16 protein-coding genes and 1 pseudogene are annotated in these 23,249 nt (G+C 72.2%); 9 read left to right on the top strand and 8 right to left on the bottom strand.

Annotated features, from left to right (window positions below; translation table 11 throughout):
- The first annotated feature begins 14 nt into the window (after positions 1-14).
- The 3 genes from ACZ7OU_RS12775 to ACZ7OU_RS12765 all read left to right on the top strand — a co-directional run bounded on the left by ACZ7OU_RS12775 (position 15) and on the right by ACZ7OU_RS12765 (position 3,223).
- Positions 15-1,235, top strand: a complete 1,221-nt coding sequence (locus tag ACZ7OU_RS12775) for an acetyl-CoA C-acetyltransferase (protein ID WP_470241791.1) — start codon at positions 15-17, stop codon at positions 1,233-1,235.
- 37 nt (positions 1,236-1,272) lie between these two features.
- Positions 1,273-2,820, top strand: coding sequence for a hypothetical protein (locus ACZ7OU_RS12770; protein ID WP_470255146.1), 1,548 nt, complete (start codon positions 1,273-1,275; stop codon positions 2,818-2,820).
- Between the two features lie 130 nt (positions 2,821-2,950).
- Positions 2,951-3,223, top strand: a complete 273-nt coding sequence (locus ACZ7OU_RS12765) for a hypothetical protein (RefSeq protein ID WP_470255145.1) — start codon at positions 2,951-2,953, stop codon at positions 3,221-3,223.
- Between the two features lie 44 nt (positions 3,224-3,267).
- On the opposite strand, the gene ACZ7OU_RS12760 is transcribed toward ACZ7OU_RS12765, so the two are convergent.
- From ACZ7OU_RS12760 to ACZ7OU_RS12745, 4 genes and pseudogenes are all read right to left on the bottom strand, one after another.
- Positions 3,268-4,803: a DHA2 family efflux MFS transporter permease subunit gene (locus ACZ7OU_RS12760; protein ID WP_470255144.1), complete on the bottom strand. Its 1,536-nt coding sequence runs from the start codon at positions 4,801-4,803 to the stop codon at positions 3,268-3,270.
- A gap of 65 nt (positions 4,804-4,868) precedes the next feature.
- A pseudogene (locus ACZ7OU_RS12755) lies at positions 4,869-5,342 on the bottom strand (YeeE/YedE thiosulfate transporter family protein); the annotation flags it as partial.
- 41 nt (positions 5,343-5,383) lie between these two features.
- Positions 5,384-6,076 (bottom strand): LppU/SCO3897 family protein, encoded by a 693-nt coding sequence (locus ACZ7OU_RS12750; RefSeq protein WP_470242419.1) that lies wholly within the window; start codon positions 6,074-6,076, stop codon positions 5,384-5,386.
- 205 nt (positions 6,077-6,281) lie between these two features.
- On the bottom strand, positions 6,282-7,115 hold the full coding sequence (locus ACZ7OU_RS12745) for a Bax inhibitor-1/YccA family protein (protein WP_470255143.1): 834 nt from the start codon (positions 7,113-7,115) through the stop codon (positions 6,282-6,284).
- A gap of 320 nt (positions 7,116-7,435) precedes the next feature.
- Between ACZ7OU_RS12745 and ACZ7OU_RS12740 the strand changes: the two genes are divergently transcribed.
- The 4 genes from ACZ7OU_RS12740 (at position 7,436) to ACZ7OU_RS12725 (ending at position 13,287) form a co-directional block, all read left to right on the top strand.
- Positions 7,436-8,896, top strand: coding sequence for a collagen binding domain-containing protein (locus ACZ7OU_RS12740; RefSeq protein WP_470255142.1), 1,461 nt, complete (start codon positions 7,436-7,438; stop codon positions 8,894-8,896).
- 341 nt (positions 8,897-9,237) lie between these two features.
- A complete protein-coding gene (locus ACZ7OU_RS12735) occupies positions 9,238-9,915 on the top strand; it encodes a class F sortase (protein WP_470255920.1) in 678 nt (225 codons plus the stop codon).
- A gap of 100 nt (positions 9,916-10,015) precedes the next feature.
- Positions 10,016-12,010 carry an SDR family oxidoreductase gene (locus ACZ7OU_RS12730; protein ID WP_470255141.1) on the top strand — a complete coding sequence of 665 codons (1,995 nt, stop codon included), beginning with the start codon at positions 10,016-10,018 and terminating at the stop codon, positions 12,008-12,010.
- Positions 12,011-12,126: 116 nt separating this feature from the next.
- Positions 12,127-13,287 (top strand): cell division protein DivIVA, encoded by a 1,161-nt coding sequence (locus ACZ7OU_RS12725; protein WP_470255140.1) that lies wholly within the window; start codon positions 12,127-12,129, stop codon positions 13,285-13,287.
- Positions 13,288-13,452: 165 nt separating this feature from the next.
- Here the strand turns inward: ACZ7OU_RS12725 and ACZ7OU_RS12720 are convergent, their stop codons facing one another.
- From ACZ7OU_RS12720 to ACZ7OU_RS12705, 4 genes are all read right to left on the bottom strand, one after another.
- On the bottom strand, positions 13,453-14,778 hold the full coding sequence (locus tag ACZ7OU_RS12720) for an amidase (RefSeq protein ID WP_470255139.1): 1,326 nt from the start codon (positions 14,776-14,778) through the stop codon (positions 13,453-13,455).
- 39 nt (positions 14,779-14,817) lie between these two features.
- The gene (locus ACZ7OU_RS12715) at positions 14,818-15,420 is read right to left on the bottom strand and encodes a helix-turn-helix transcriptional regulator (RefSeq protein WP_470241801.1); all 603 of its coding nucleotides are present in this window, start codon (positions 15,418-15,420) and stop codon (positions 14,818-14,820) included.
- Positions 15,421-15,483: 63 nt separating this feature from the next.
- Positions 15,484-15,738 carry a WXG100 family type VII secretion target gene (locus ACZ7OU_RS12710; protein WP_470241802.1) on the bottom strand — a complete coding sequence of 85 codons (255 nt, stop codon included), beginning with the start codon at positions 15,736-15,738 and terminating at the stop codon, positions 15,484-15,486.
- Complete coding sequence (locus tag ACZ7OU_RS12705; protein WP_470241803.1) at positions 15,735-15,992, bottom strand: WXG100 family type VII secretion target; 258 nt, start codon at positions 15,990-15,992, stop codon at positions 15,735-15,737. Before ACZ7OU_RS12705 ends, ACZ7OU_RS12710 begins: the two co-directional genes overlap by 4 nt.
- A gap of 180 nt (positions 15,993-16,172) precedes the next feature.
- On the opposite strand from ACZ7OU_RS12705, the gene ACZ7OU_RS12700 reads away from it, so the two are divergent.
- Both ACZ7OU_RS12700 and ACZ7OU_RS12695 read left to right on the top strand, forming a co-directional pair.
- A complete protein-coding gene (locus tag ACZ7OU_RS12700) occupies positions 16,173-19,421 on the top strand; it encodes a BTAD domain-containing putative transcriptional regulator (protein ID WP_470255138.1) in 3,249 nt (1,082 codons plus the stop codon).
- A 186-nt stretch (positions 19,422-19,607) separates the two neighbouring features.
- A complete protein-coding gene (locus tag ACZ7OU_RS12695; RefSeq protein WP_470255137.1) occupies positions 19,608-23,231 on the top strand; it encodes a BTAD domain-containing putative transcriptional regulator in 3,624 nt (1,207 codons plus the stop codon).
- The last annotated feature ends 18 nt before the right edge of the window (positions 23,232-23,249 follow it).

Here is a 23,249-nt window from a genome sequence, read left to right as displayed (position 1 = left end):
GGATGTGTCACGTCATGCCTGAAGCCGTCATCGTCTCCACCGCTCGCTCGCCGATCGGCCGCGCCGGGAAGGGGTCGCTGGTCAGCATGCGGCCCGACGACCTGACCGTGCAGATGATCCAGGCGGCACTGGCCAAGGTGCCGCAGCTCGACCCCACCGACATCGACGACCTGATGCTGGGCTGCGGCCTGCCGGGTGGCGAGTCCGGGTTCAACATGGGCCGCGCGGTCGCCGTCGAGCTCGGGTACGACCACCTGCCCGGGTGCACCATCACCCGCTACTGCTCGTCCAGCCTGCAGACCACCCGGATGGCGTTCCACGCGATCAAGGCAGGCGAGGGCGACGTCTTCATCTCGGCCGGCGTCGAGACCGTCTCGCGGTTCGCCAAGGGCAGCTCGGACTCGTGGCCGGACACGCACAACCCGCTCTTCGCCGACGCCGAGAAGCGCACCGCGGCGACCGCCGAGTCCGGCACCGACAGCTGGACCGACCCGCGTACCGACGGCACCATCCCCGACGTCTACATCGCGATGGGCCAGACCGCGGAGAACCTGGCGCGGCTGAAGGGCGTCACGCGCGAGGACATGGACGAGTTCGGCGTCCGCTCGCAGAACCTGGCCGAGAAAGCCATCGCGGACGGCTTCTGGGCCAAGGACATCACCCCGGTCACGCTGGCGGACGGCACGGTCGTCTCGAAGGACGACGGCCCGCGCGCCGGCGTCACCGTGGAAGGCGTCTCGGGGCTCAAGCCGGTGTTCCGCCCGGACGGCCGCGTGACGGCGGGCAACTGCTGCGCGCTCAACGACGGCGCGGCGGCGCTGGTCATCATGTCCGACACGAAGGCCCGCGAGCTGGGCCTGACGCCGCTGGCGCGGATCGTGTCGACCGGCGTGACGGGGCTTTCGCCGGAGATCATGGGCTACGGGCCGGTGGAGGCGTCCAAGCAGGCGCTGTCCCGCGCGGGCCTGTCGATCGGCGACATCGACCTGGTCGAGATCAACGAGGCCTTCGCGGCGCAGGTCATCCCGTCGTACCGCGACCTGGGCATCGACCTCGACCGCCTGAACGTCAACGGCGGCGCGATCGCGGTCGGCCACCCGTTCGGCATGACCGGCGCGCGCATCACGTCGACGCTGATCAACTCCCTGCAGCACCACGACAAGCAGTTCGGCCTGGAGACGATGTGCGTGGGCGGCGGCCAGGGCATGGCGCTGATCATCGAACGCCTCTCCTGATCGCTCGAGACGACGAGGGCCGCCACCCGGAGTCCGGGTGGCGGCCCTCGTGTTTCGGCTCGGCGCCGAACCCACTTCCGGCGGCCGAACGGGGTTAAACTCGGGCTACGAACCGACGCCACGACGTTTGGTTACACCGAACATCGGCGTCCGAGTTGACGAACGTCATGTTCGGGCGGACCATACAAGTATGGGCTCCGACTCGATCCTGCACGCGCTGCTCTCCTCGGGAGCGGAGCGCGGCCTTTCCGAACTGGCGTCCGCAGCGGACAAGCGGCTGCGCCGGGAAGCGCCGTCCTGGACGGTTCCGTCGGTGGCCGAAGCCCAGCAGCTCGTCACGCTCGCCGAAGAGCTGCTCCAGTTGACTGTGACCGTCGAGCGGGCCCACGGCACCTCCTGGGAAGAGATCGGGGGCTCCCTCGGCATCACCCGTTCGACCGCGCATGGCCGGTTCTCCGCCGGCAGTTCGGAGGCCGGCCTCGCCGATCCCGAGCAGGAGCTCGCCGGCAAGGTGGACGCGGTCTTCGATATCGCCGAGAAGGCGAAACGACCGGTCACCAACAGCGCGGCCCACCTCGGCTCCGCCGCCCGGAGTTCCTTGATGACCAGCCTCCGCCGCCTGGCGAACGACCACAAGACGGCTCCTCTTCCCCGGATGCGTGCGGTCGAGCTGATCACCGCGCTCGAGCCGGAGCTCGGCGAGAATTCGTTGCGGGAGCTGGCCGAGTCGTACCTACACGCCGCGCGAGACCGGGACGAGCCCGGAATCCGCGCCATCGAAGGCTCGGCCTACGCCCGCTACATGGAGCAGCTGACCGCCCAGAGCCACGTCGACAGCTCGATGACCGGCCAGGAGGCCGACTTCCTGGTCACCGCCTACCGGGCCGTCTTGGACCGCGTCGCCGGGCACACCACGATGGCACACCGGGCAGCGGGAAACCTGGCGCGCGCACTCCGGGCTCGCTTCCGCGTGCGGGGCGAGACCAGCGACCTCGACGAGGCCATAACGCTGCTCGACACGCTCACCGACGAGCCCGTCGGCGAGATGGATCGCCACGACTTGCGGGTCTGGCTGGGTTCGGCGCTCTTGGATCGCTTCAAGATGACGTCAGACCGCGGCGATCTGATCCGGGCACGGGAGATCCTCCTGTTCGACCTGGCGTCGGATCGGATCCCTTCACGCATGGTGGAGTCCGACCGCCTCGTCACGGCATTGCAGACGCTGGCCACGATCTTCGCCACGATCGGCGACTGGGACGAATCCGAGCGAGCCATCCGCGAGGCGTTCTCGCACCTGAACAAGTTCTCGAGCCGCCGGACGGGCGCCCCGGCGATCGGCGTCCGTCTGATGCTGGCGTGCCTCCACGCCGAGCGGGGTGCTCTCGAGCTGGGCCGAGCGGAGGCCGAGCGAGCCCTCGCCGACGCCAGAACCAACCTGAACGAAGACCACCCGTTGACGGACCTGGCTCGTCAGCTCCAGGTCACGATCCTCCTCGGCCTGAACAGCGGCGTCGACGAAATCCCGGACATCCTGCGGGTGCTCGAAGATCTGGGTCGCGCCATCCGAGGGCCCCGCCACCGCTAGCAGCCACCAGCACGAGGAGGTAGCCCCACGAACCGATCCCACACCACCGAGATCTCGAGTGCGCCGCCGCCGGCCGGCGAAAGCAGAACGGCGGCGCACCCAGCGTTCAACCACGAAAGGATCGAACAACGTGAAGGATAAACCCCCCGACCGGAGATGGCCCGCGCTCTTCGAGGCCGTCGTGGCCCACGGCCCGACCGGTGTCATCGCGCTGGCCCTGATCGTGGTCCTCGCCTGTGTGGTCACCGGAGTCTCCGCCGCTTTCGTCTACGCGATCGCCGCCCTCATCGCGATGATGATCATCCTGATCATCGTCGCGGGCGTCGTCCTGCGGCGGACCCGAGGAGGCGATGACTCCGACGACGATGACGCACCGAAACCGACTGAGCGGCAGAACCGCTGATCCGGCTCACCCCGGGACGTCGAAGCGTCCCGGGGTGAGCTCGTTCAGTGGACCATCACCGGCGGGGTGATCTCGTCGCCGTCTTCCGAGACCGCCGGGGCTGCCGGGCGGGACTTCGGGAGGAACAGCGCCGGGATCACGCACAGCACCACCAGGACCAGCGACCAGACGAACGTCGTCGAGAACGCGTCCGCCGCCAAGCCCGTTGCCGCGGTGTGCGTCGAGGGGTTCAGGATCGCCGCCGTCGCCGCCAGCTGGCCCTGGGCCGTCGGGACGCCGAACTTGCCCGCCAGCAGGGCCGCCAGGATCGTCGCCATCACCGCCGACCCGATCGCGCCCGCCGTCTGCTGGACGATGTTCGTCGCCGTCGATGCTCGGGCCATGTCCTTCGGCTGCAGCGTCTGCAGCGCCGACGTCGTGATCGGCATCATCGTGCAGCCCATGCCGAGGCCCATCACGAACAGCGCCGACAGCAGCACCCAGTACGGCGTGGTCGCGGTGACCTGGGTCAGCATCGCCATCGAGCCGACGAGCAGCACCATGCCCGGCAGCACGATCTTGCGCGCGCCCACCTTGTCGGCCAGGCGGCCGGTGATCGGCATCATGATCATCGCGCCGAAGCCCTGCGGGGCCAGCAGCAGCCCGGCGTGCAGCGTCGTTTCGCCGCGCACCAGCAGGAAGTACGTCGGCAGCAGCATCATCCCGCCGAGGAACGCGACGAAGAACAGCGACATCGTCACCATCGCCACCGTGAACGACCGGTTCTTGAACAGCCGCAGGTCCACCAGCGGGTTCGGCACGCGCAGCGCCCGCACCACGAACGCGACCAGCAGGACCACCCCGGCCAGCACCGGCAGCCACACCTCGACGGCGCCGAACCCGCCAGCGGACGGGATCTTCGAGACGCCGAAGATCAGTGCCGCCAGCCCCGGCGACACCATCAGCATGCCCGCGAAGTCGAAGCGGGAAGCCGTTTCCGGCTCGTCCTTCGGCAGCAGCCGCCACGACAGCAGCAGCGTGACGACGCCGATCGGCACGTTGATGAAGAAGATCCAGCGCCAGCTCACCGCGTCGACCAGCCAGCCGCCGAGGATCGGGCCGCCGATCGGGCCGAGCAGCATCGGCACGCCCAGCACCGCCATCACGCGCCCGATCCGCTGCGGGCCGGCCGCGCGGGTCAGGATCGTCATGCCGCACGGCATCAGCATGCCGCCGCCGAAGCCCTGCAGGACGCGGAAGATGATCAGTGTTTCGATGTTCCAGGCCGCCCCCGCGAGCATCGAGCCCGCCAGGAACAGCACGATCGCGATCATGTAGAGCCGCTTGGTGCCGAAGCGGTCGGACGCCCAGCCGGTGACCGGGATCACGGTGGCGAGCGCCAGCAGGTAGCCCGTGGCGACCCACTGGATGACGTCGAACGACGTCGAGAACTCGATCGTCAGCTTCTGCAGCGCGACGTTGACGACCGTGGTGTCGAGGATCGCCATGATGGCGCCCAGGACGACCACGGAGGCCACCTTCAGGACACCGGCGTCGAGCGCGTCACCGTTCGGCGCCGAGCCGGTTCTTTGCGTAGTCATAAGGAAGAGGTCCCCCAGGTTCGTGGATTCGTCCGCGAGAGTACCGGGGGACCCCGACAAAAACGTCAGCAGATGCTGTCGGTGGGCACCGGGTTGGCCAGCCCGAACAGCGGCCGCAGCTTCAGCCCGACCCACGTGCCGCCGAGCGCGAACACGCCCCACAGCCAGCCGTGCAGGCTGCCGGTCGAGATGCCGCCGAGGTACGCGCCGATGTTGCAGCCGCCCGCCATGCGCGCGCCGACGCCCATCATGATCCCCCCGAGGACCGCGGCGACCGCGGTGCGCCACGGGATCGAGCTGTGGATCTTCCACGCGCCCGCGGCCGCGGCGGCCACCGCCGCGCCGATCATGATCCCGATGTCGGTGAGGCTGTTCTTGTCCTTCCAGATCGGGCCGGCAAGCGACGTCGCGTTCGACTTCTGCCGCCAGAACTCCCAAGACTCCGGGTGCAGCCCGAACACCTGCAGGATCTTGGCGCCCCACAACGAGAACGCGCTCGTGACGCCCCAGATCCCGCCGGAGACGCGGCGAAGGCCTCCTCGCGGATCGTGCGAGGAGGCCTTCGACGGACAGCGTGGTGCTAGTTGGTCTTGACGCACATCGTCGTCGCCGGCTGCGGGTAGATCGCCACGCGCGTGGCGTCCGTGCCCTCGCACACGCTGTCGCTCGCCTGGCCCGCGACGACCTTCACGAGCTCGGCGTCCTTCGTCGGGTCGGTGCAGGGAACCTTCTGGTAGCCCTTGGTCTGCGACGAGAAGTTCGTCAGGCAGTCGCCCTGCTTCGCGTTGATCATCAGGCACAGCTTGTACGAGCTGCGGCCGCTGACCGAGTAGGTGTCGTAGCCTGCGTCGGCGCCGCCCGGGCACTCGTCACTGGCGCTTTCGAGCTTGACGCCGATCTTGACGTTGGCCTTCGGGTCGTTGCAGTCGGCCTTCGCCGGGTCGTCCCCGCCCCGGGTGAACTCGGTGATCGACAGGCAGTCGCCGGCGTTGGAGCTGGCCGGCGAGCTGTTGAACGACACGATCCCCACGACGATCGCGACGACCACGACAACGCCGATGACGGCGAACTTGACGATGGTGCCGGTCTTCGACTTCTTCGGCACGGCCGGCGGACCGGGCGGGAAGCCGGGCGGCGGGTACTGGCCCGGCGGCGGGCCGTACTGGCCGGGCTGGCCCTGCGGCGGAGTGCCGGGCTGGCCGTACTGGCCCTGCTGGCCGAACTGCTGCGGCTGACCGCCGGGAGGCGGCCCGTAGGGATCGGGCTGACCCACCGGCTGCTGGCCCCCGGGGGCCGGAGGGGGAACGCTCACTGTGAACCTCACACATGTGAAATGAAGAACCGACCCGGACATCAAACACGCAGGGTGAGCACAGCCACAATCGGGGTCCCTATATGCACGAATTACCCACAGAAAAGGCGCCCCGTTGGTTACGGAGCGCCTTCACTGCGTCGCCTATCGGAACGGTGAGCCAGGGTCAATCGCGGAGGTAGGACAGCAGCCGCAGGATCTCCAGGTACAGCCAGACGAGCGTCGTCATCAGGCCGAACGCGGTGTACCAGGCCCACTTCGACGGCATGCCCTCGCGGATCATCCGGTCGGCCTGGTCGAAGTCGAGCAGGAAGCTGAACGCCGCGATGCCGATGCAGAGGATGCTGAAGGCGATCGCGAGCGGGCTGCCGTCGCGCAGCGGGTTGAACCCGAAGGCGAACGAGCTGATCAGGTTGAACAGCATCAGGATCGCGACGCCGACGACGGCCCCGACGATCCACTTGGTCAGCTTCGGCGTCACCTTGACCGCGCCGGTCTTGTAGACGACCAGCATGCCGATGAAGACACCGACGGTGCCGATGATCGCCTGCAGCGCGATGCCCGGGTAGACCGCTTCGAACACGCCGCTCAGCGCGCCGAGGAAGAGCCCTTCGGCGGCCGAGTAGACCAGCGTCAGCGGGCCGCTCGGCTTCTGCTTGAAGATGATCACCAGCGAGATGACGAGCCCGACGATCAGCCCGCCGATCATCGCACCGATCAGGGCGCCGGAGAGCCGGCCGGTCTCGGCCAGCTGGTTCTGGGCCCAGATGGCGGTCACGATCCCGACGAGCAGCGCGACGCCGAGGCTCATGCCGGTCTTGACGACGACGTCGTCGACGGTCATCGGCCGGTCGTCGTCGCCGGAGGTGACCTGGCCGGGGCCGTACCCGGGCACGCCGCCCTGGGTCTGGTTGAAGCCCACCGGGGGCCCGTACTGCCCGTGAGTCTGGGTTCCGCCGCGGGGCAGGTTGCGGAACGCCGGGTTGCTACTGGAACGCACCTGATCCTCCTGGATCTGCTGCTTCGTGGATCGACGCTGCATGGGGTTCAACGACCGCCGGGTACGTGCGGTTCCCGTCGAGTAAAGGCGACTTTACTCGACGGCAAGCCCGTGGCCACGGCAGACACGGTATGCGATCGAGATCACGACCGTTCGGGCACCGCCACCCGAAGGGCGGTAGACAGCCGAACCCGGTTCGAGCGACGCTCACCAGGCGTGCCCGGATCTTCACCGTACGCGCGTCGGGGAGTTGATCAATCGTGTGACCTGCGGCGACGCCGTTGTCGTCGCCGCGTGTCCGACGAAGGAGCCTACACACCATGAGGTGGTCAACACGCCCGCGCGCGAGCCTTCGCGCGCTCACCGGCCTGGTCGCCGTGATCCTGCTCGGCCTGCTCTCCGTGGCCGGGGCGCCCACCGCGGCCGCCGCGAGCCGAGAAGGCATCGGCTACCGGATCGGCGGGCAGCAGGACGACCCCGCCGCCGCCGTCTGGCTGGGGTCGTACGTCGTCGGCGGGCAGCAGGTGTTCTGCGTGAGCTTCAAGCTCAAGGCGCCGGACACCGACGAGGTGTACAAGCCCGGCGACGAGCTGCTCACGAAGTGGGGCACGAAGCTGCCGGCCGACGAGGCGGCGAACATTTCGTACCTGCTGCTGCGCTACGGCGACACGAAGGACCCGGACGAAGCGACCGCGCTCGCGCACCTGCTGCACTCGTGGACCGCGGCGCCCCGCACCCCGGCCGACCTCGACAAGAACCTGCCCGCGGACAAGATCGCCTACGACGCGCCCGGGCACCTGAAGGTCATGCGTGCCGATCACCCGGCCGCGGCCGACGCCGTCGAGCGGCTGAAGGCCGAAGCCGAGGCGAACCGCGGCCCGTGGACCGCTTCCGTGACCACGCCGAAGGGCGACCAGCACCTCGGCGAAGCCGCCGAGTGGACCGCCTCCCTGAAGAACGCCGAGGGCAAGGGCATTCCGGACGTCGAGGTGAAGCTGACGGCGACCGACGCGACCCTCGGCGACGGCACGAGCGCGGCCGACACGGGGAACGCGAGCCCGCAGGCCGCCGCGAAGGACGTCACGCTGAAGACGGACGCCGACGGAACCGTGAAGGTGCGGGTGACCCCGACCGGCGACCAGCCGAAGCTGGTGGCTTCGCTGTCCGCGCCGGCCGACCGGCCCTACGTCCGGCTGCCGGTCGACACGACGAAGCAGCGCGTCGTCTCTACCGGCGGCGAGAAGGAGCTGACGGCCCAGGGCGTCGTCGCGGTCGCCAAGCCGGGCCAGGTGAAGGTGACGAAGACGGACGCGAACACGGGCAAGGGCGTCGGCGGCGCGGTCCTGCGCGTCACGGGTGCGGACAAGAAGTCGGCGGCGGTCGGCCAGGACGGAAAGCCGCTCACGGGCGCCGACGGCAAGCCCGCGGTGGTCACCACGGACGGCACGACCGGCGGCGTGACGGTCGAGAACCTCCGCACACCGCAGGAGATCTGCGTGGTGGAGGCCGGCCCGCCCCCGGGCTACACGAACGCGTACGACCCGGCGAACCCGCCATCGGCGTGCGGCACGGTGCAGCCGGGCGAGACGCTGGCGTTGACGGTGGCGAACAAGCCGAACGAGGTGCCCCGAGCGATCCCGGCCGGCGACGCACCGGTCGCGCAGGCCAGGGGCGTGGTCGAGACGAGCTATTCGGCGCCGGGCTTGGCCGGGCTGGGACTGCTGGTGCTGCTGGGCACGGGCCTGGTCGGCTTCGCCGCGCGGCGGGCTTCGCGCAGGTAACCGGAATGGCGAACAGGGACTGGCAGGAAGAAAGCTGGTTCATCGACGACTGGCACCGCGGAGATGAGCCGGCCGGCGGGCAGGTGGGTGGCGGGTGGGCCGACGCCGGCTCGCCGGGCGACCGCACGGGCGGAGCGGGGCCCGGCCGGGCAGGAGCAGGCTCGGACTGGGCGGCAAGCGGCCACCCGAGCGGAGCGGCGGCCGGCTGGGCCGAACCCGCCTGGGCGGCAAGCGACCCCGCGGGCAACCCGGCCGGACCGGCACCCGGCTGGGCCAACCCAGCCTGGGCCGCAACCGACCCCACCGACCAATGGGCCCGCCCAAAACCCAAGCGCGGCCGCTTGATCGCCGGCTTCGCCCTCGGCGCCGCGACGGTTCTCGCGGTGCAGTTCGGCTCCACCGTCGTCACCTCGCCGCCGGTGGCCGTCGTGGCCGGGACGGCACTCCCCGCCGCCGGTGCCGCCGCGCCCGCGGCCGCTCCGACCTCCCCCTCACCGACGACCACCCCGTCCGCCGCTCCGGCCGCGCAAACGCCGACGCCGACGCCGACCGCGGCCGTCCCTCCCCCGGCACCGCCGCCTCAGCAGCCCGGCACCGTCCGACTCCCGGCCGGCGGTACCGCCGCATTGGTGCGCAAGGACCTCGGCCCCGGGGGTGAACTGCCCGTCCCGAACGACCTCGGCCAGGCCACCTGGTGGGGCGCCGGGCTCGAGGCCGCCGGTGGGGCGAGCGTCTTCGCCGGGCACGTGAACTGGCGGGGCGCCACCGGTCCCTTCGCCGAGCTGTGGAGCGCGCGGATCGGCGGGGAAGTGACCATTGTGGACAGTGTGGGCAAGACCTGGCGCTACCGGGTCTCCCAGCTGGTCACGGTGCACAAGAACGACCTGCCCGCCCGCGCCGACGACCTGTTCGGCCAGTCCGGCCCGCACCGCGTCGTGCTGGTGACCTGCGGGGGCCGCTGGGTCGGCGGCTCGGACGGCTACGAGGAGAACCGCGTCGTCATCGCGGACCCCGAATAAGTTACTCGTGAGTAACTTCACGTTCCGGCAAGGTGGTCACTGACGGCCGCATGCAGCAGAATGCCCAGGGTCAGGGATGCGGGCGAGAGGTGTGAAGACGATGGCGACGTTCTTGGTGACCGGGGCGACCGGACTGATCGGGCGCCAGTTCACCCGGCTCCTGCTCTCCCGCCCCGACGACGACCGCGTCGCGCTGCTGGTCCGCGCGTCGAGCAAGGCGAAGCTGGCCGCGCTCGTCGACCAGTGGCCGCACTCCGACCGCGTCACGCTGGTCACCGGCGACCTCGGCGAGCCGCTGCTCGGTGTGTCCGAAGCGGACCGTGACGAGCTGCGCGGCAGCGTCGACCACGTCGTGCACCTGGCCGCGCTCTACGACCTCACCGCCGACGACGACGAAAGCATCAAGGCCAACGTGGACGGCACGCGCGCCGTCGTCGCCCTCGCCGCGGACCTGCGCGCCGGATGCCTGCACCACGTGTCCTCGGTGGCCGTCGCGGGCGACCACGAAGGCGTCTTCACCGAGGAGATGTTCGACGCGGGCCAGCGGCTGGTCACGCCGTACCACCGGACCAAGTTCGAGGCCGAGAAGATCGTCCGCGAGCAGGACGAGGTGCCCTGGCGGGTGTACCGGCCCGCGGTCGTCGTCGGGCACTCCGAGACCGGCGAGATGGACAAGATCGACGGCCCGTACTACCTCTTCCCCGCGATCAACCGGCTCGCCGGGCTGCCGGACGTCCTGCCGCTCGTCGGCCCGGACCTCGGAGACACCAACATCGTGCCGGTCGACTACGTCGCCAAGGCGCTGCTGGAGCTGGTCGTCAAGCCCGGGCTCGACGGCCACGCCTTCCACCTCGTCAACCCCGAGCCGCAGCCGGTCGTCTCGGTCTACAACGCCTTCGCGAAGGCCGCGGGCGCGCCGACGATCACCGTGCAGCTCGGCGAGGGGCTCTCGAAGCGGATCGTCGGGCTGGTCAAGCTGACCGAGCACATCCCCGGCGTCACCATCGCGCGCGACGCCGTGATGGAGCGCTTCGGCATCCCGCCGGTGCTGCTGGAGACCATGGCGTTCCCGTCGGTGTTCTCCTCGGCCGAGACGCGCAAGGCGCTGGCCGGCAACGTCGAGGTCCCCCGGCTGGAGGAGTACGCGCCGACGCTGTGGCGCTACTGGCGCGAGCACCTCGACCCGTTCCGCGCGCGCAAGCACGGGCCGCGCGGCGAGCTGGACGGCCGTCGCGTGATCATCACCGGCGCGTCGTCGGGCATCGGCCGGGCGACGGCCCTCAAGGTCGCCGCCGCAGGAGGCGTCCCGCTGCTCGTCGCACGCCGCCAGCACGAGCTGGAAGAGGTCCGCGACGAGATCGTCGCCGCCGGTGGCACGGCGTCGGTGTACCCGGCCGACCTCACCGACGAGGACTCGGTGCACAAGGCCGTCGACGCGATGCTGGCCGAACACGGCCGGATCGACATGCTGGTCAACAACGCCGGCCGGTCGATCCGCCGGTCGATCAAGCTTTCGTACGACCGGATGCACGACTACGAGCGCGCGATGGCCATCAACTACTTCGGCGCGGTCCGGCTGATCCTCGCGGTGCTGCCGCACATGTCGGAGCGGAAGTTCGGGCACATCGTCAACGTGTCGTCGATCGGCGTCCAGGGCATCGCGCCGCGCTTCTCGGCGTACGCGGCGTCGAAGGCGGCGCTGGACTACTTCTCGCGCATCGCGGCGACCGAGACGCACGGCGACGGGATCACGTTCACCACCATCCACATGCCGCTCGTGCGCACGCCGATGATCCGCCCGACGAAGATCTACGACGCGTTCCCGACGAAGTCGCCGGAGCAGGCCGCGGACATGGTGATGACGGCGCTCCTCGAGCGTCCGAAGCACATCGGCACGCCCGCCGGGCAGGCGATCGGGCTGGCGTACACGCTCACGCCGGGCCTCACCGACGCCGTCGCGTACCAGGGTTTCCGGATCTTCCCGGATTCGACCGCGGCGGGCGGTTCGGGCGAGCTCAAGATCGGGCGTGGCGAGAAACACCTCTCGCGTGCGGCGATGGCTCTCGCCCGGCTGTCCCGCGGATTCCACTGGTGACGCAGCGTTTCCGGGGTGCGGCCATTCCGGCGACGCACCGCCGGGAGCGCGACACGTGTTGGTGATTTGTTAAGCCGAAGGGCGTAAGCGGACGGTGCCCGGGTACGGTCGGGCGCATGGTTCCTGAGCGCGACCCCGCCGCAACCGCCCTCAACGGCCTTCTCCCCCTTCGTCGTGAATACACGCAGGCCTGGCACGGCTTCGACCGCAACGAAGTGCGCCAGTACCTCGACCACGTCGAGGCCCAGCTGCGCCGCGTGCTGAGCGAGCGCGACGCCGCGGCTTCGCAGGCCGCCGCCGCGACCCGCGAGGCCGAGTCGGCCCGATCGCAGATGGCGGCGCTGGAGGCGCGCATCGAGGAGCTGAAGAAGCCGCCGGAGCGGCTCGAGGACCTCGACGAGCGGATGCAGCGGACGGTCACGCTCGCGCAGGCCCGCGCGGACGAGATCATCAAGCGCGCCGAGGCCGCCGCGGAGAAGACGTGGGCGGGCTCGACCGAGGCGTCGACGAAGCTGCGTGAGCGGTACTCGCGGCTCGTCACGGAGCTGGACAAGCAGGCCGACCTGCTGCACTCGGAGCACGAGAACGCGCTTTCCGAGACGCGCGCGGAGGTGCAGCGGCTGACCGTCGAGGCGGCCCAGCGGCGCGAGCTGCTGGACAACGAGGCGGAGCGGAAGCGGCGGAAGCTCGAGCGCGAGTTCGAGTCGTCCCAGGCGGCCCAGAAGGCGGCGCTGGAGAAGCACGTCGCCGACCAGCGCACGGCGAGCAAGAACCAGGCCGAGCGCCGGCTCGCGGAGGCGACGGCCGAGGCGAAGCGGCGGCTCGACGAGGCCACGGCGGAGGCCCGTCGCCGGCTCGACGAGGCGACCACGCAGGCGGCCCAGCGCACGACGGCGGCGAACCGCAAGGTCGAGCGGCTGGCGGAGATCCGCGAGCAGGCCCGCAAGAGCCTGGCGGCGGCGGAGGACATCCTCAACCGCAGCGAGACGCAGCTGGCGACGCTGCCGGAGGAAGCGGTGATCCCCCAGGCGTCCAAGCTGGTGGGCGGCGATTCTCCGGAGTCCGCGACCACGCCGTCGGCTCCGGTGGTGCCGGTGGTCCAGCCGTCGATCCCGGCTTCGGCCAAGCCGGCGGTGAAGGCCGCGGCGCCGAAGCCCGCTCAGGCGGCGAAGCCGGCCAACGCCCCGAGGCAGAACGGCCCGGCGACCAAGCCGGCGAACGGGAACGGAAACGGCGTGAAGCCGCTGTCGCCGACGGCGAGCAAGCCGGGTTCCTGAGTCTTTTGCGCTGAAGGCCGCCTCGAGTGCTTCGGGGCGGCCTTCAGCGCGTTCCGGGGCTGAGCAGCCCCCGTTTTCCACGCTACCGGCGGGCGCCGACGGTTCCGGCGGTCCGCGGGGTCCGGGAGCCGAGTTGTCCCCAGGGTGCGGTCGTTGTGGACAACGTCAGCCGCGGGCCGTCCTGGGCCAGGGGTTCGCCGCCTCCAGCTGGGCCGCCAGGCCCAGCAGCAGTGACTCCCCGCCCGGCTTCGCCACCAGCTGGACCGACGTCGGCAGTCCCGATCTCGCCGACCGGCCCACCGGGACCGTGATCGCCGGGTAGCCCGCCAGGTTCCACTGGCCCGTGAACCCGGCCAGGCGCGTCGACGGCAGCACGTTCGCCAGCCACCTCCGCTCGTGCCACCGCCCCGCCTTCACCGGCCAGTGCGACAGCGTCGGCGTCATCAACACGTCGTGGGACTCGAAGTACTCCGCGGCCCGCGAGACCCACCGGTCACGCGTTCGCGAGCGGATCAGGCCCGCCCGGGACAGCGCGCGGCCCACCCGGACGTGCGTGCGTGTCCGGCGCTGGAAACGGCTGAAGTCGAACCCGGTGGCCTGCTCGGCCGGGCCCGCGCACCAGCGGGCCGTCATGCCCAGGACCATCGTCGCCGGGTACCGCGGTGCCGACGGCGACACCGCATGCCCCGCCGACCTCAGCAATTCCGCCGCCTGTGAGACCGCCGCGACCAGCTCGCGGGGCACCGGCGTGCGCAGCAGCGGCACCGTCGTCGACGTCCCGATCCGGGAAACCGGCGGCGTCGGCACCTCAGCCAGCGAAGGCTCCGACGCCAGCACCGACACCAGCAGGGCCGCGTCGGCGACCGTCGTGGCCAGCGGGCCGTGCACCGACATGCCGAACCAGCCGCCCTCCGACAGCACGCCCGCGCCCGGCTTCAGCCCGACCAGCCCGCACATCGCCGCCGGCAGCCGGACCGAGCCCATGCCGTCCGTGCCGTGGGCCAGCGGGACCAGCCCGGCCGCCACCGCCGCCGCGCTGCCGCCGGACGAGCCGCCCGAGGCGTACGTCGGGTCCCAGGGGTTGCGGGCGATGCCGTCCGGGGTGTCGCTCATCGGCCAGACGCACAGCTCCGGCACCCGCGTCAGCCCGACGAGCACCGCGCCGGCCGCCCGCAGCCGGGCCGCGATCACGCCGTCCTCCGCGGCGGGCGACGACGGCCCGGCCAGCGAACCGTGCGACGCGTACTCGCCCTCGATCTCCGTGACGTCCTTGACCGCGACGGGCACCCCGGCCAGCGGCAACGACGCGAGATCGGGCCGCGCGGCAACCGAAGCGGCCTCCGCGAGAGCCTCCTCCGCCCGCACCCGGCGGAACGCGCCGACGACGCCGTCCGCCGCGGCGATCCGGTCGAGCGCTTCCTTCGTCACCTGCACCGGATCGAGGTTCCCGGCTCGCACCGAAGCCGCGATCTCTGCTGCCGTCGACACCATGATCGCGACCCTAGCCCACGAAACGCCGGAAGAACCGGCTCAGATCGCGCCCGCGCGCAGGGCGTAGGCGACGGCGTGGGCGCGGTTGTTGAGGCCGCAGCGCGTCATCAGGCCGTAGAGGACGTTCTTCACCGTCCGCTCCGAGTAACACAGCTTCGCGGCGATCTCCTCGGTCCCGAAGCCCTCGGCGACCAGCCTCAGCACGTCGCACTCGCGGGCGGCGAGCCCCGACAGCGTCAGCCCGTTCGGCTCCAGGACGTCCTTGCGCATCCGCTGGACCTGCGAAAGCAGCGCCCCCTGCAGCCGCGGCGGCAGGTTCGCCGTGCCGTCGCCCGCGGCGAGCACCGCCGTCACCAGCTCGGCGCCACCCGTCTCGCGGCGGGGCAGGATCGCCACGACGCCGCTCTCCAGCACCGACATCAGGTCGCTCTCGCGGAAGTGCTCGACCACCAGCACGACGTGCGACGCCTTCGCCGCGCGGACCTCGCCCAGCACCGCCTCCGTGACGTGCTCCTCCATCACCAGCAGCACGTCGGGCACGAGGTCGGTGATCCGGACGTCAGGATGGGACTCCAGCAGGGTCACCGCGCCGGCGTGCGTGATCGGGTCCGAGGCGAGGACGGTCACTTCGACGGGCTTCATGGCAGCAGTGTGACCGGCCGGTCTTCACGCCTTCCCTATTCCGTCTTCACGCGCGTGAAGACGTCACCGGCCGCCGCGGGCCAGCTCCCCGACGGCCTCCCGCGCGCGCTCCAGGCACGCCGGCATCCGCTCGGCCGCCCGGCCCCAGTCGCGCTTCGCGCGCAGGTAGTCCTCCCGCGCCTCGGCGGTCCAGCCGGACAGCTCCGGCTCCACAGTGGACTCCAGCTCGGCGAGCAGGTCGCCCAGCTCGCCGGTGATCTCCCCCATCCGGTCCAGCACCAGATCGGCGAAGCCGAAGTCGAGCTCGCGGCGCGTCATGACCGCCGCTGCCGCGGGACGCCGCCGCCGGTCAGCTCGAACAGCCGGACCAGCCGCGAGTGGATCACGTCGAACTCCTGCTCCCAGTCGCTCATCGCCTGGCCGAACCGCACCGACGCCTCACCGCGCCACGACGCCTGCGCCAGCGCCATCTCGCTGGTGACGTCGCGCAGGTGGGCGCCGGCCGCCTCGATGGCGTACGCGAAGCGGACAGCGGCCCGCTTCATGTCCTCCGTCGGCTCGGCTGTGGCCATTTTCGGGCTCCCTCGAGGTCTCGGCGAACCGAGCGTCGCGCACGCCACGGCCCGGCGGAACCCCGGCCGTCCGCCGTTGCCCGAATGTCCGCCATCCTTGCCTGCCGGTTCACGGTGGCCGCGTATGCTCACGTCAGGCATCCGGCGTGTGACGGTTCGTCAGCGCACGAAGGGAGACCGATGTCGGCTGCGGACGGCTCCGCACCGAGACTCCAGCTGCTGGGCCCGGTCAAAGCGTGGCACGGCGAAACGGAGCTCGACCTCGGTTCCGCACACCGTCGGACGGTTCTCGCCGCGCTGGCGATGAACCCGAACCGCACGGTTTCGCGCGAGGAGCTGATCGACGCCGTCTGGGGCGAAGCGCCGCCGCAAAGCGCGCAGGGCTCCATCTACACCTACGTCTCCGGCCTGCGGCGCGCGCTCGAACCCGGCCGCGCCAAGGGCGAGGGCCCGCAGCTGCTCGCGTCGATCGGGTCCGGCTACTCACTCCGCCTCGACGCGGGCGCGATCGACGTCCACCGGTTCGAAACGCTGCGGGAACTGGCCCAGCGCAAGCAGTCGGCCGGTGACCCGCGCGGTGCGCGCGAAGTCCTCGACGAAGCACTCGACCTCTGGCACGGCGTCCCGCTCTCGGGCCTGCCCGGGCCGTTCGCCGCCGCCCAGCGCGCGCGGCTGGCCGAGGTGCGGCTGGCGACGATCGAGCGCCGGGCCGAGATCGTGCTGGAGTCGGGCGGGCACGCCGAGCTCATCGCCGAGCTGACCGCGCTCACCCGCGAACACCCCTTCCGCGAGACGCTGCGCGGCCTCCTGATGCGCGCGCTGGCCCGCTCCGACCGACGGACCGAGGCGATCGCGGTCTACGCCGACGTCCGGGACAGGCTCGTCGAGTCGTCGGGCACCGAGCCGGGCCCCGCGCTGCGGCGGCTGCACGACGAGCTGCGGGACAAGCCGGCGCCGAAACCGCCGCCGACCGTGCGGGTGCCGCGCTCGCCCGTCACGTCGATGCCGGACCGCGCCGACGTCTTCGTCGGCCGGGAAGCCGAGCTGGCCCGGCTGTGCGAAGCCGTCGGCGAACTCGGCTCGGGCACCGGGCATTCGCTCTGGCTGGAAGGCGAACCGGGCAGCGGCCGGACGGCGCTGCTGGCCGAGCTGCTCGCCATGGCCCAGGACTTCCGGCCCGCCTTCGCCGCGGCGGACGCGCTGGACCAGCGGTTCGCCCTGCGGCCGCTGCTCGACGCGCTGGGCGTGCACCCGCGGGCCACCGACGAGCGCCGCGCGAACCTGGCCGCCCGGCTCGCCGAGCGGTCGGGCGAAGACCCGGTGGACGCCCTGCTGGGGCTGGTCCGCGAGCTGTGCGCGGAGGCGCCGCTGGTGCTCGTGGTCGACGACCTGCACTGGGCCGACGACACCACGTTGCGCGTCTGGCGGTACCTGAGCCGGGAGACGCGGGAGCTGCCGTTGCTGCTGGTGGGCGCGAGCCGGCCGGTGCCACGACCGGCCGCGCTCGACGAGCTGCGTGCCGAACTCGACAACGATGTCACATCCGTCGTCACGCTGCCGCCGCTGACCGAAGCTGAGACGCACGAGCTGGCCCACGAGCTGGTGGGCGCGCCACCCGGCCCGGGGCTGCGGGCGCTGGTGTCCTACGGGTCCGGAAACCCGCGCTACGTCAGGGAAATCGTCGAGACGCTGCTGGCGCAGTCGATGATCGTGCTCGACGGCGTCCACGCGCACCTGGACGGCAACTCGTTCCAGACCATCCCGGCGCCGCTGGCGTCGCGGATCACGCTGTACCTGAGCTTCCTGTCCAGCGGCACCCGCGACACGTTGCGCTGGGCCGCCCTGCTGGGCAGCGACTTCTCGCTGTCGGACATCGCCGTCGCGACCGAGCGGCCGCCGACGGCGCTGGTCGGCGCGGTCGACGAGGCGATCACCGGCGGCGTGCTCGTCGAATCGGGTGACCGGCTGGCGTTCCGGCACTCGCTGCTGCGCCGCGTGCTCTACGAAAAGACGCCCGCGGCGATGCGGGTGGCGCTGCACCGGCAGCTGGCCGAGGCGTTCGCCGCCGCGCGCGCCCCCGCCGACCGCGTCGCCCAGCAGCTCGCGGCCGCACCCGCGCAGGTCGACCCGTGGGTGACGACGTGGCTGCTGGACAACATCGGCGCGGTCGCCACCGAAACCCCGCGCGTCGCCGTCGACCTGCTGCGCCACGCCGTCACGCAGGGCACGCTGCCGCCGGACGCGCGGGAGACGCTGACCGCGACGCTCGCCCGGCTGCTGTTCTGGCTCGGCCGCGAGCCCGAGGCGGAGGCCCGCTCGGTCGTCGCGCGGACGTCCGACAGCAGGCGCGCCGCCGAGATGCGCTGGATCCTCGCGTACGTCTACTACCGCCGCGGCGACTTCGCCGAGGCGACGGCCGAGCTGAAGCGGACGCTCGACGACGCCGACGTCCCGGAGATGTGGCGCGGGCGCCACGAGTCCCTGCTGGCCACGCTGGAGCGGCTCGGCGACGAGACGGCACTGGCGCCGGCCGGGCTGCACCCGCTGGACGACGCGGCGCTGTCCGTGCCGACCCTCGACAGCCTCGAGAACGCCGCCGAGCCGCTGGAAGCCGCCCGGCGGATCGCCGCGACGCGCGCGGTGCCGGGCGAGATGCACCTGGCCGGCGCGGTGCACTACTACTGGCTGGGCCGGTGGTCCCAGGCGCTGGCCGAGCTGGACGCGGTGATCCGCGACGGCGCGGAAACGGCGTCGTACGTCCTGCGCAGCCCGGGTTCGGCGTTGCTGGTGCACGGCGTCGGCGCGCTGATCGCCGGGCACCGCGGCCAGCCGGTCGTGGCCGGGACGCACCTCGACGCCGCGGGCCGGCAGCAGTGGCCCCCGGGGCTCGAGCCCGACGGCGGCGACTTCCTGCTCGGGGCCCGCGCCCTCCTGGCCGAGCAGGACGGCCGGCCCGAGGCGGCGCTGGCCGCGTTGCTGCCGCTGCTGGAGGAGCACTACCCGCCCGCGGCCCGCCACCAGTGGCTGCCCGACCTGGTCCGGCTCAGCCTGTCGCTCGGCGAGTCCGACCTCGCCCACCAGGCAGTGCGCCTGCTGACCCCCGAGGGCGACGTCCCGCCCGCGCACGCGGCGGCGGCCGCGCACTGCCGCGGGCTGGTCACCGGGGATCCGGAACCGGTGCTGACGGCGGTCACGCACTACCGGATGGCGGGCCGGTTGCTGAAGCGGGCGAAGGCGACCGAGGACGCGGCGATCCTGCTGGCGGAGACGGGCCGCCTCGACGACGCGCGGACGGCGTTCCGGGTGGCACTGACGGCGTACACGGGGATGGGCGCGGTCTGGGACGTGCGCCGCGCGGAGAGCCGGATGCAGCCGTTCGGGATCCGGCGCGCGGGCTCGGCCCGGTCCCGGGCGGTCGCCGGCGAGTGACATCCGGGGCCGGAACGTCCCGTATTCCGGTGCTGCCCTACCGAAGTCGTAACCCGCGCAGGATCGGGCAACCCGGACCGGGCTTGCCACGTCAGTAAGCTCGCCGAAGTAGTCGGCACGAAAATCTCCGCCGGGGTCCTGGGGGCCCGCCCCCGGCGGGTTCGTCCCCTGAAGAACGGCAGGGACATGCGAGGGGAAGCGGACACCGGTCTGCGAGTGGGCTTGCTCGGCCCCCTGCGGGCCTGGCGCGGGGAGGCCGAAATCGGCCTGGGCCCCGCCCGTCAGCGCGCGATCTTCGCCGTGCTCGCGGTCAACGCCGGGCGGGCGGTCCCGCGGGCCGAGCTGATCGCCGGCGTCTGGGGCGACTCCGCGCCCGCCAGCGTCGAAGGCAGCGTCCACACCTACGTTTCCGGGCTGCGGCGGGCGCTCGAACCCGACCGGTCGCGCTGGTCGGCCGCCAGTGTCCTCGTGTCGGATCCCGCCGGGTACTCGCTGCTGCTCGACGACGACGCGCTCGACGCCGCCGTCTTCGAACGCCACCGCGAACGCGCGCAGCAGCACCTCGACCAGGGCGATCCCCGGGCGGCCGTCACCGAGCTCGACGCCGCCCTCGCGCTCTGGCAGGGGGAAGCGCTCTCCGGCGTGCCCGGCGGGTTCGCCGAGCGGCACCGCGAATACCTCGCCGAGCTGCGGCTGAACACCCTCGACCGGCGGGCCCAGGCCTTGCTGGTCCTCGGCGGGCACCTCGACCTCGCGCCGGAGCTGGCGGTGCTGGCCGGCGAGCACCCCCTGCGGGAGTCGCTGCGCGAGTCACTCATGCTCGCCCTCTACCGCAGCGGCCGGCACGCCGACGCCCTCGACGTCTTCCGCGACGCCCGCGCCACCCTCGTCGGCGAGCTCGGCGTCGAGCCTGGACCGGCGCTGCAGCGCCTCCACCAGCAGATCCTCGCCCAGGACCCGGGCCTCGACGCGCCCGCGGCGCCGGTCGAGGTCACCGGGCACCGGCTCTTCGGGCGGGAGGCGGAGACGACCCGGCTCGCCGAGCTCGTCGCCGACGTCCGAGCCGGGCGCGGGCGGGCCGTGTGGATCGAAGGCGAAGCCGGCATCGGCAAGTCCGAGCTGCTCACCAGCACCCTGCCGGACGGCCCCGGGTTCCAGCGGCTCTGGGCCGCCGCCGACGAGCTCAGCACGCGCTTCCCGCTGCAGGTGATGCTGGAGTGCCTGAAGATCGACGCGCATTCGGCCGACCCGCAACGCGCGAAGGTGGCCAAGGAACTCGCCGGTGAGGGTCCGGTGCGGCGCGGCCTCGGCCCGGCCGACCCGGTGCTCGGCGCCGTCGACCGGCTCCTGGCCCTGGTCGACGAGCTGTGCGCGCGTTCGCCGCAGGTGCTGGTGGTCGACGACCTGCAGTGGGCGGACGAGGCGTCCGTGCTGGTCTGGCACCGCCTCTGCGCGGCGACCCGTCAGCTGCCGCTGCTGCTGGTGGCCGCGACCCGCCCGGCGCCGGACCGCGCCGAGCTCGCCCAGCTGCGCCGCGGCGTCCAGGCGCGCGACGGCGTGGTGCTCGACCTCGCGCCGTTGACCGGTGAAGACGTCGGACGGCTGATCGAGGACCAGATCGGCGCCGCCCCGGGGCCCGGGCTGCGCGAGCTGGCCGCTCGTGGCGCCGGGAACCCGTTGTACGTCAAGGAAATGGTCGACGTCTTGCTGCGCGCCGGTGCGGTCGAGGTGTCCGGCGGCGAGGCCGACGTCGACGACCCGGCGGAGTTCGAAGCGCCGCGCTCGCTGGTCGCCGCGGTCGACCGGCGCCTCGACTTCCTCCCCGCGCGCACGCAGGAGGTGCTGCGCTGGGGCGCGCTGCTGGGCATGGAGTTCGCCGTCGGGGACATCGCCGCGGTGCTCGGCACGCGGCCGTCGGACCTGCTGGAACCACTGGAAGAAGCCGTCGCCGCGAACGTCCTCATCGACACCGGGACGCAGCTCGCGTTCCGGCATCCCCTGCTGCGCCAAGCCCTTTACGACCGGCTGCTGGCCGGGACGCGGGCGGCGCTGCACCGGCAGGCCGCGGAAGCGCTCGCCGGGATCGGTGCCCCGGTCAAACGCGTCGCCGAGCAGCTGGTGGCGGCACCGGCCACTGTGGACGAATGGGTGCTTGACTGGCTCGCCGCGCACCACGCGGCCGTGTCCAACCGGGCGCCGCTGATCGCGGTCGAACTGCTGGAACGGGCGCTGGCCGCGGGTGCCGGCGACCGGCGCGAAGTGCTGCTCGTGGCGCTGGTCAAGGTGCTGTTCCGGCTGGAACGCAACCCGGAATCGCTGGCGCAGCAAGCCCTCGACGTGACCACCGATCCGGAAGCCGCGGAGGAGATGCGGCACGTCCTCGCGGCGCTGCACCACCGCCGGGGCGACACCGAAGGAGCGGTCGCGATCCTCGCGTCGTCGGCCGAGGACCCGGCCGTGCCGGAGCTCTGGCGGGTCAAGCACCGGCAGCTGCTGGCGAACTTCCGCCGCGGCGATCTGTCCGATTTGGACACCGCGGAGAAGGCGGCGTACGAGACCAAGTCGTTCGCCGGCGGCGACCGGTACCTGACGGCGCACGCGCTGCAGTCGTTGTGGCTGGTGGATTCCGTGCGTCGCGAGCACGACTCCGCGCTCACGCACATCGACGCGGCGATCGAGGCCGTCGGCGACGAGCACGAGCTGGCCGACCTGCACCTCGACCTGCTCGACAACCGCGTCTTCACCCTCCAGAACCTCGATCGGCTCGCCGAGGCGGACGCGGCGTTGCGGGCGGCGGGCGACATCGCGGCCCGGCACGCGATGCCGGTGGGACTGCAGGTGTCGGTCGCGGTGCACCGGTACTGGGAAGGCCGCTGGGACGAGGCGCTGGTCGAGCTGGACACGGTCACCGAGGACGGCCCGGCGATCACGTTCTACGGCCTGCGCGAGCCCGGCCCGGCGGCCCTGCTGCTGCACGGCGTCGCGGCGCTGATCGCGGGCCGCCGCGACGACCGCGCGCAGGCGGCGGCCCACCTCGACGCGGCCGAGGAGTACGCCCCGGCGACCGGCGCCGAGCGCGAGAGCTTCGACTTCCTGCTGGTCGCGGACGCCCTCGCGGCCGAGCAGCGCGGCGACCGGGCCCGCGCGATGGCCGTTCTCGAGCCGATCCTGAACCCGACGTACGCGCAGATGATGCTGCGCCACCAGTGGCTCCCGACGTTCGTGCGGCTGGCGATGGAGCAGGACGACGTCGTCCGCGCCCGCCGGGCGCTGGAGGTCTGCGAGGAGGAGGCGGCGAAGGAGCGACGTCCGGCGCGGGCGCACGCGGCGGTGTCGTGGTGCCGGGGCCTGATCGAGGAGGACCCGGCGGCGGTGCTCGCGACGGCGGAGCACTTCCGCGCGGTCGGCCGCCGCCCGGAGCTGGCATCGGTGCTCGAAGACGCGGCCGAGCTGCTGGCCCGCGCGGGCCGCCTCGACGCGGCGCACGCGGCGTTCGAGGAGGCGGCGGAGCTCTACACGGCGCTGGGGGCCCGCTGGGACCTGCGCCGGGCGGAGACGCGGCTGCGGCGGCTGGGCGTCCGGCGCGGCGCGTTGTTCTCCCAGGTCCGGCCGGGCCACGGCTGGGAGTCGCTGACCCCGATCGAGGTCCGGATCGCCGGCCTGGTGGCCCAGGGCCGGTCGAACCCGGACATCGCGGCGGAACTGTCGCTGCCGCGGCGGACGGTCCAGGCCCACGTCACCCGGCTGTTGGGCAAGCTGGAGACGCCGTCACGCTCGGGCGTCGCCGACGCCTTCCGCCACCGCCCCTGACGCCGTGTCGTCCATCCA

Source organism: Amycolatopsis sp. NPDC114505, assembly GCF_055633615.1.
This window is presented reverse-complemented; position numbering and strand designations above follow the sequence as displayed.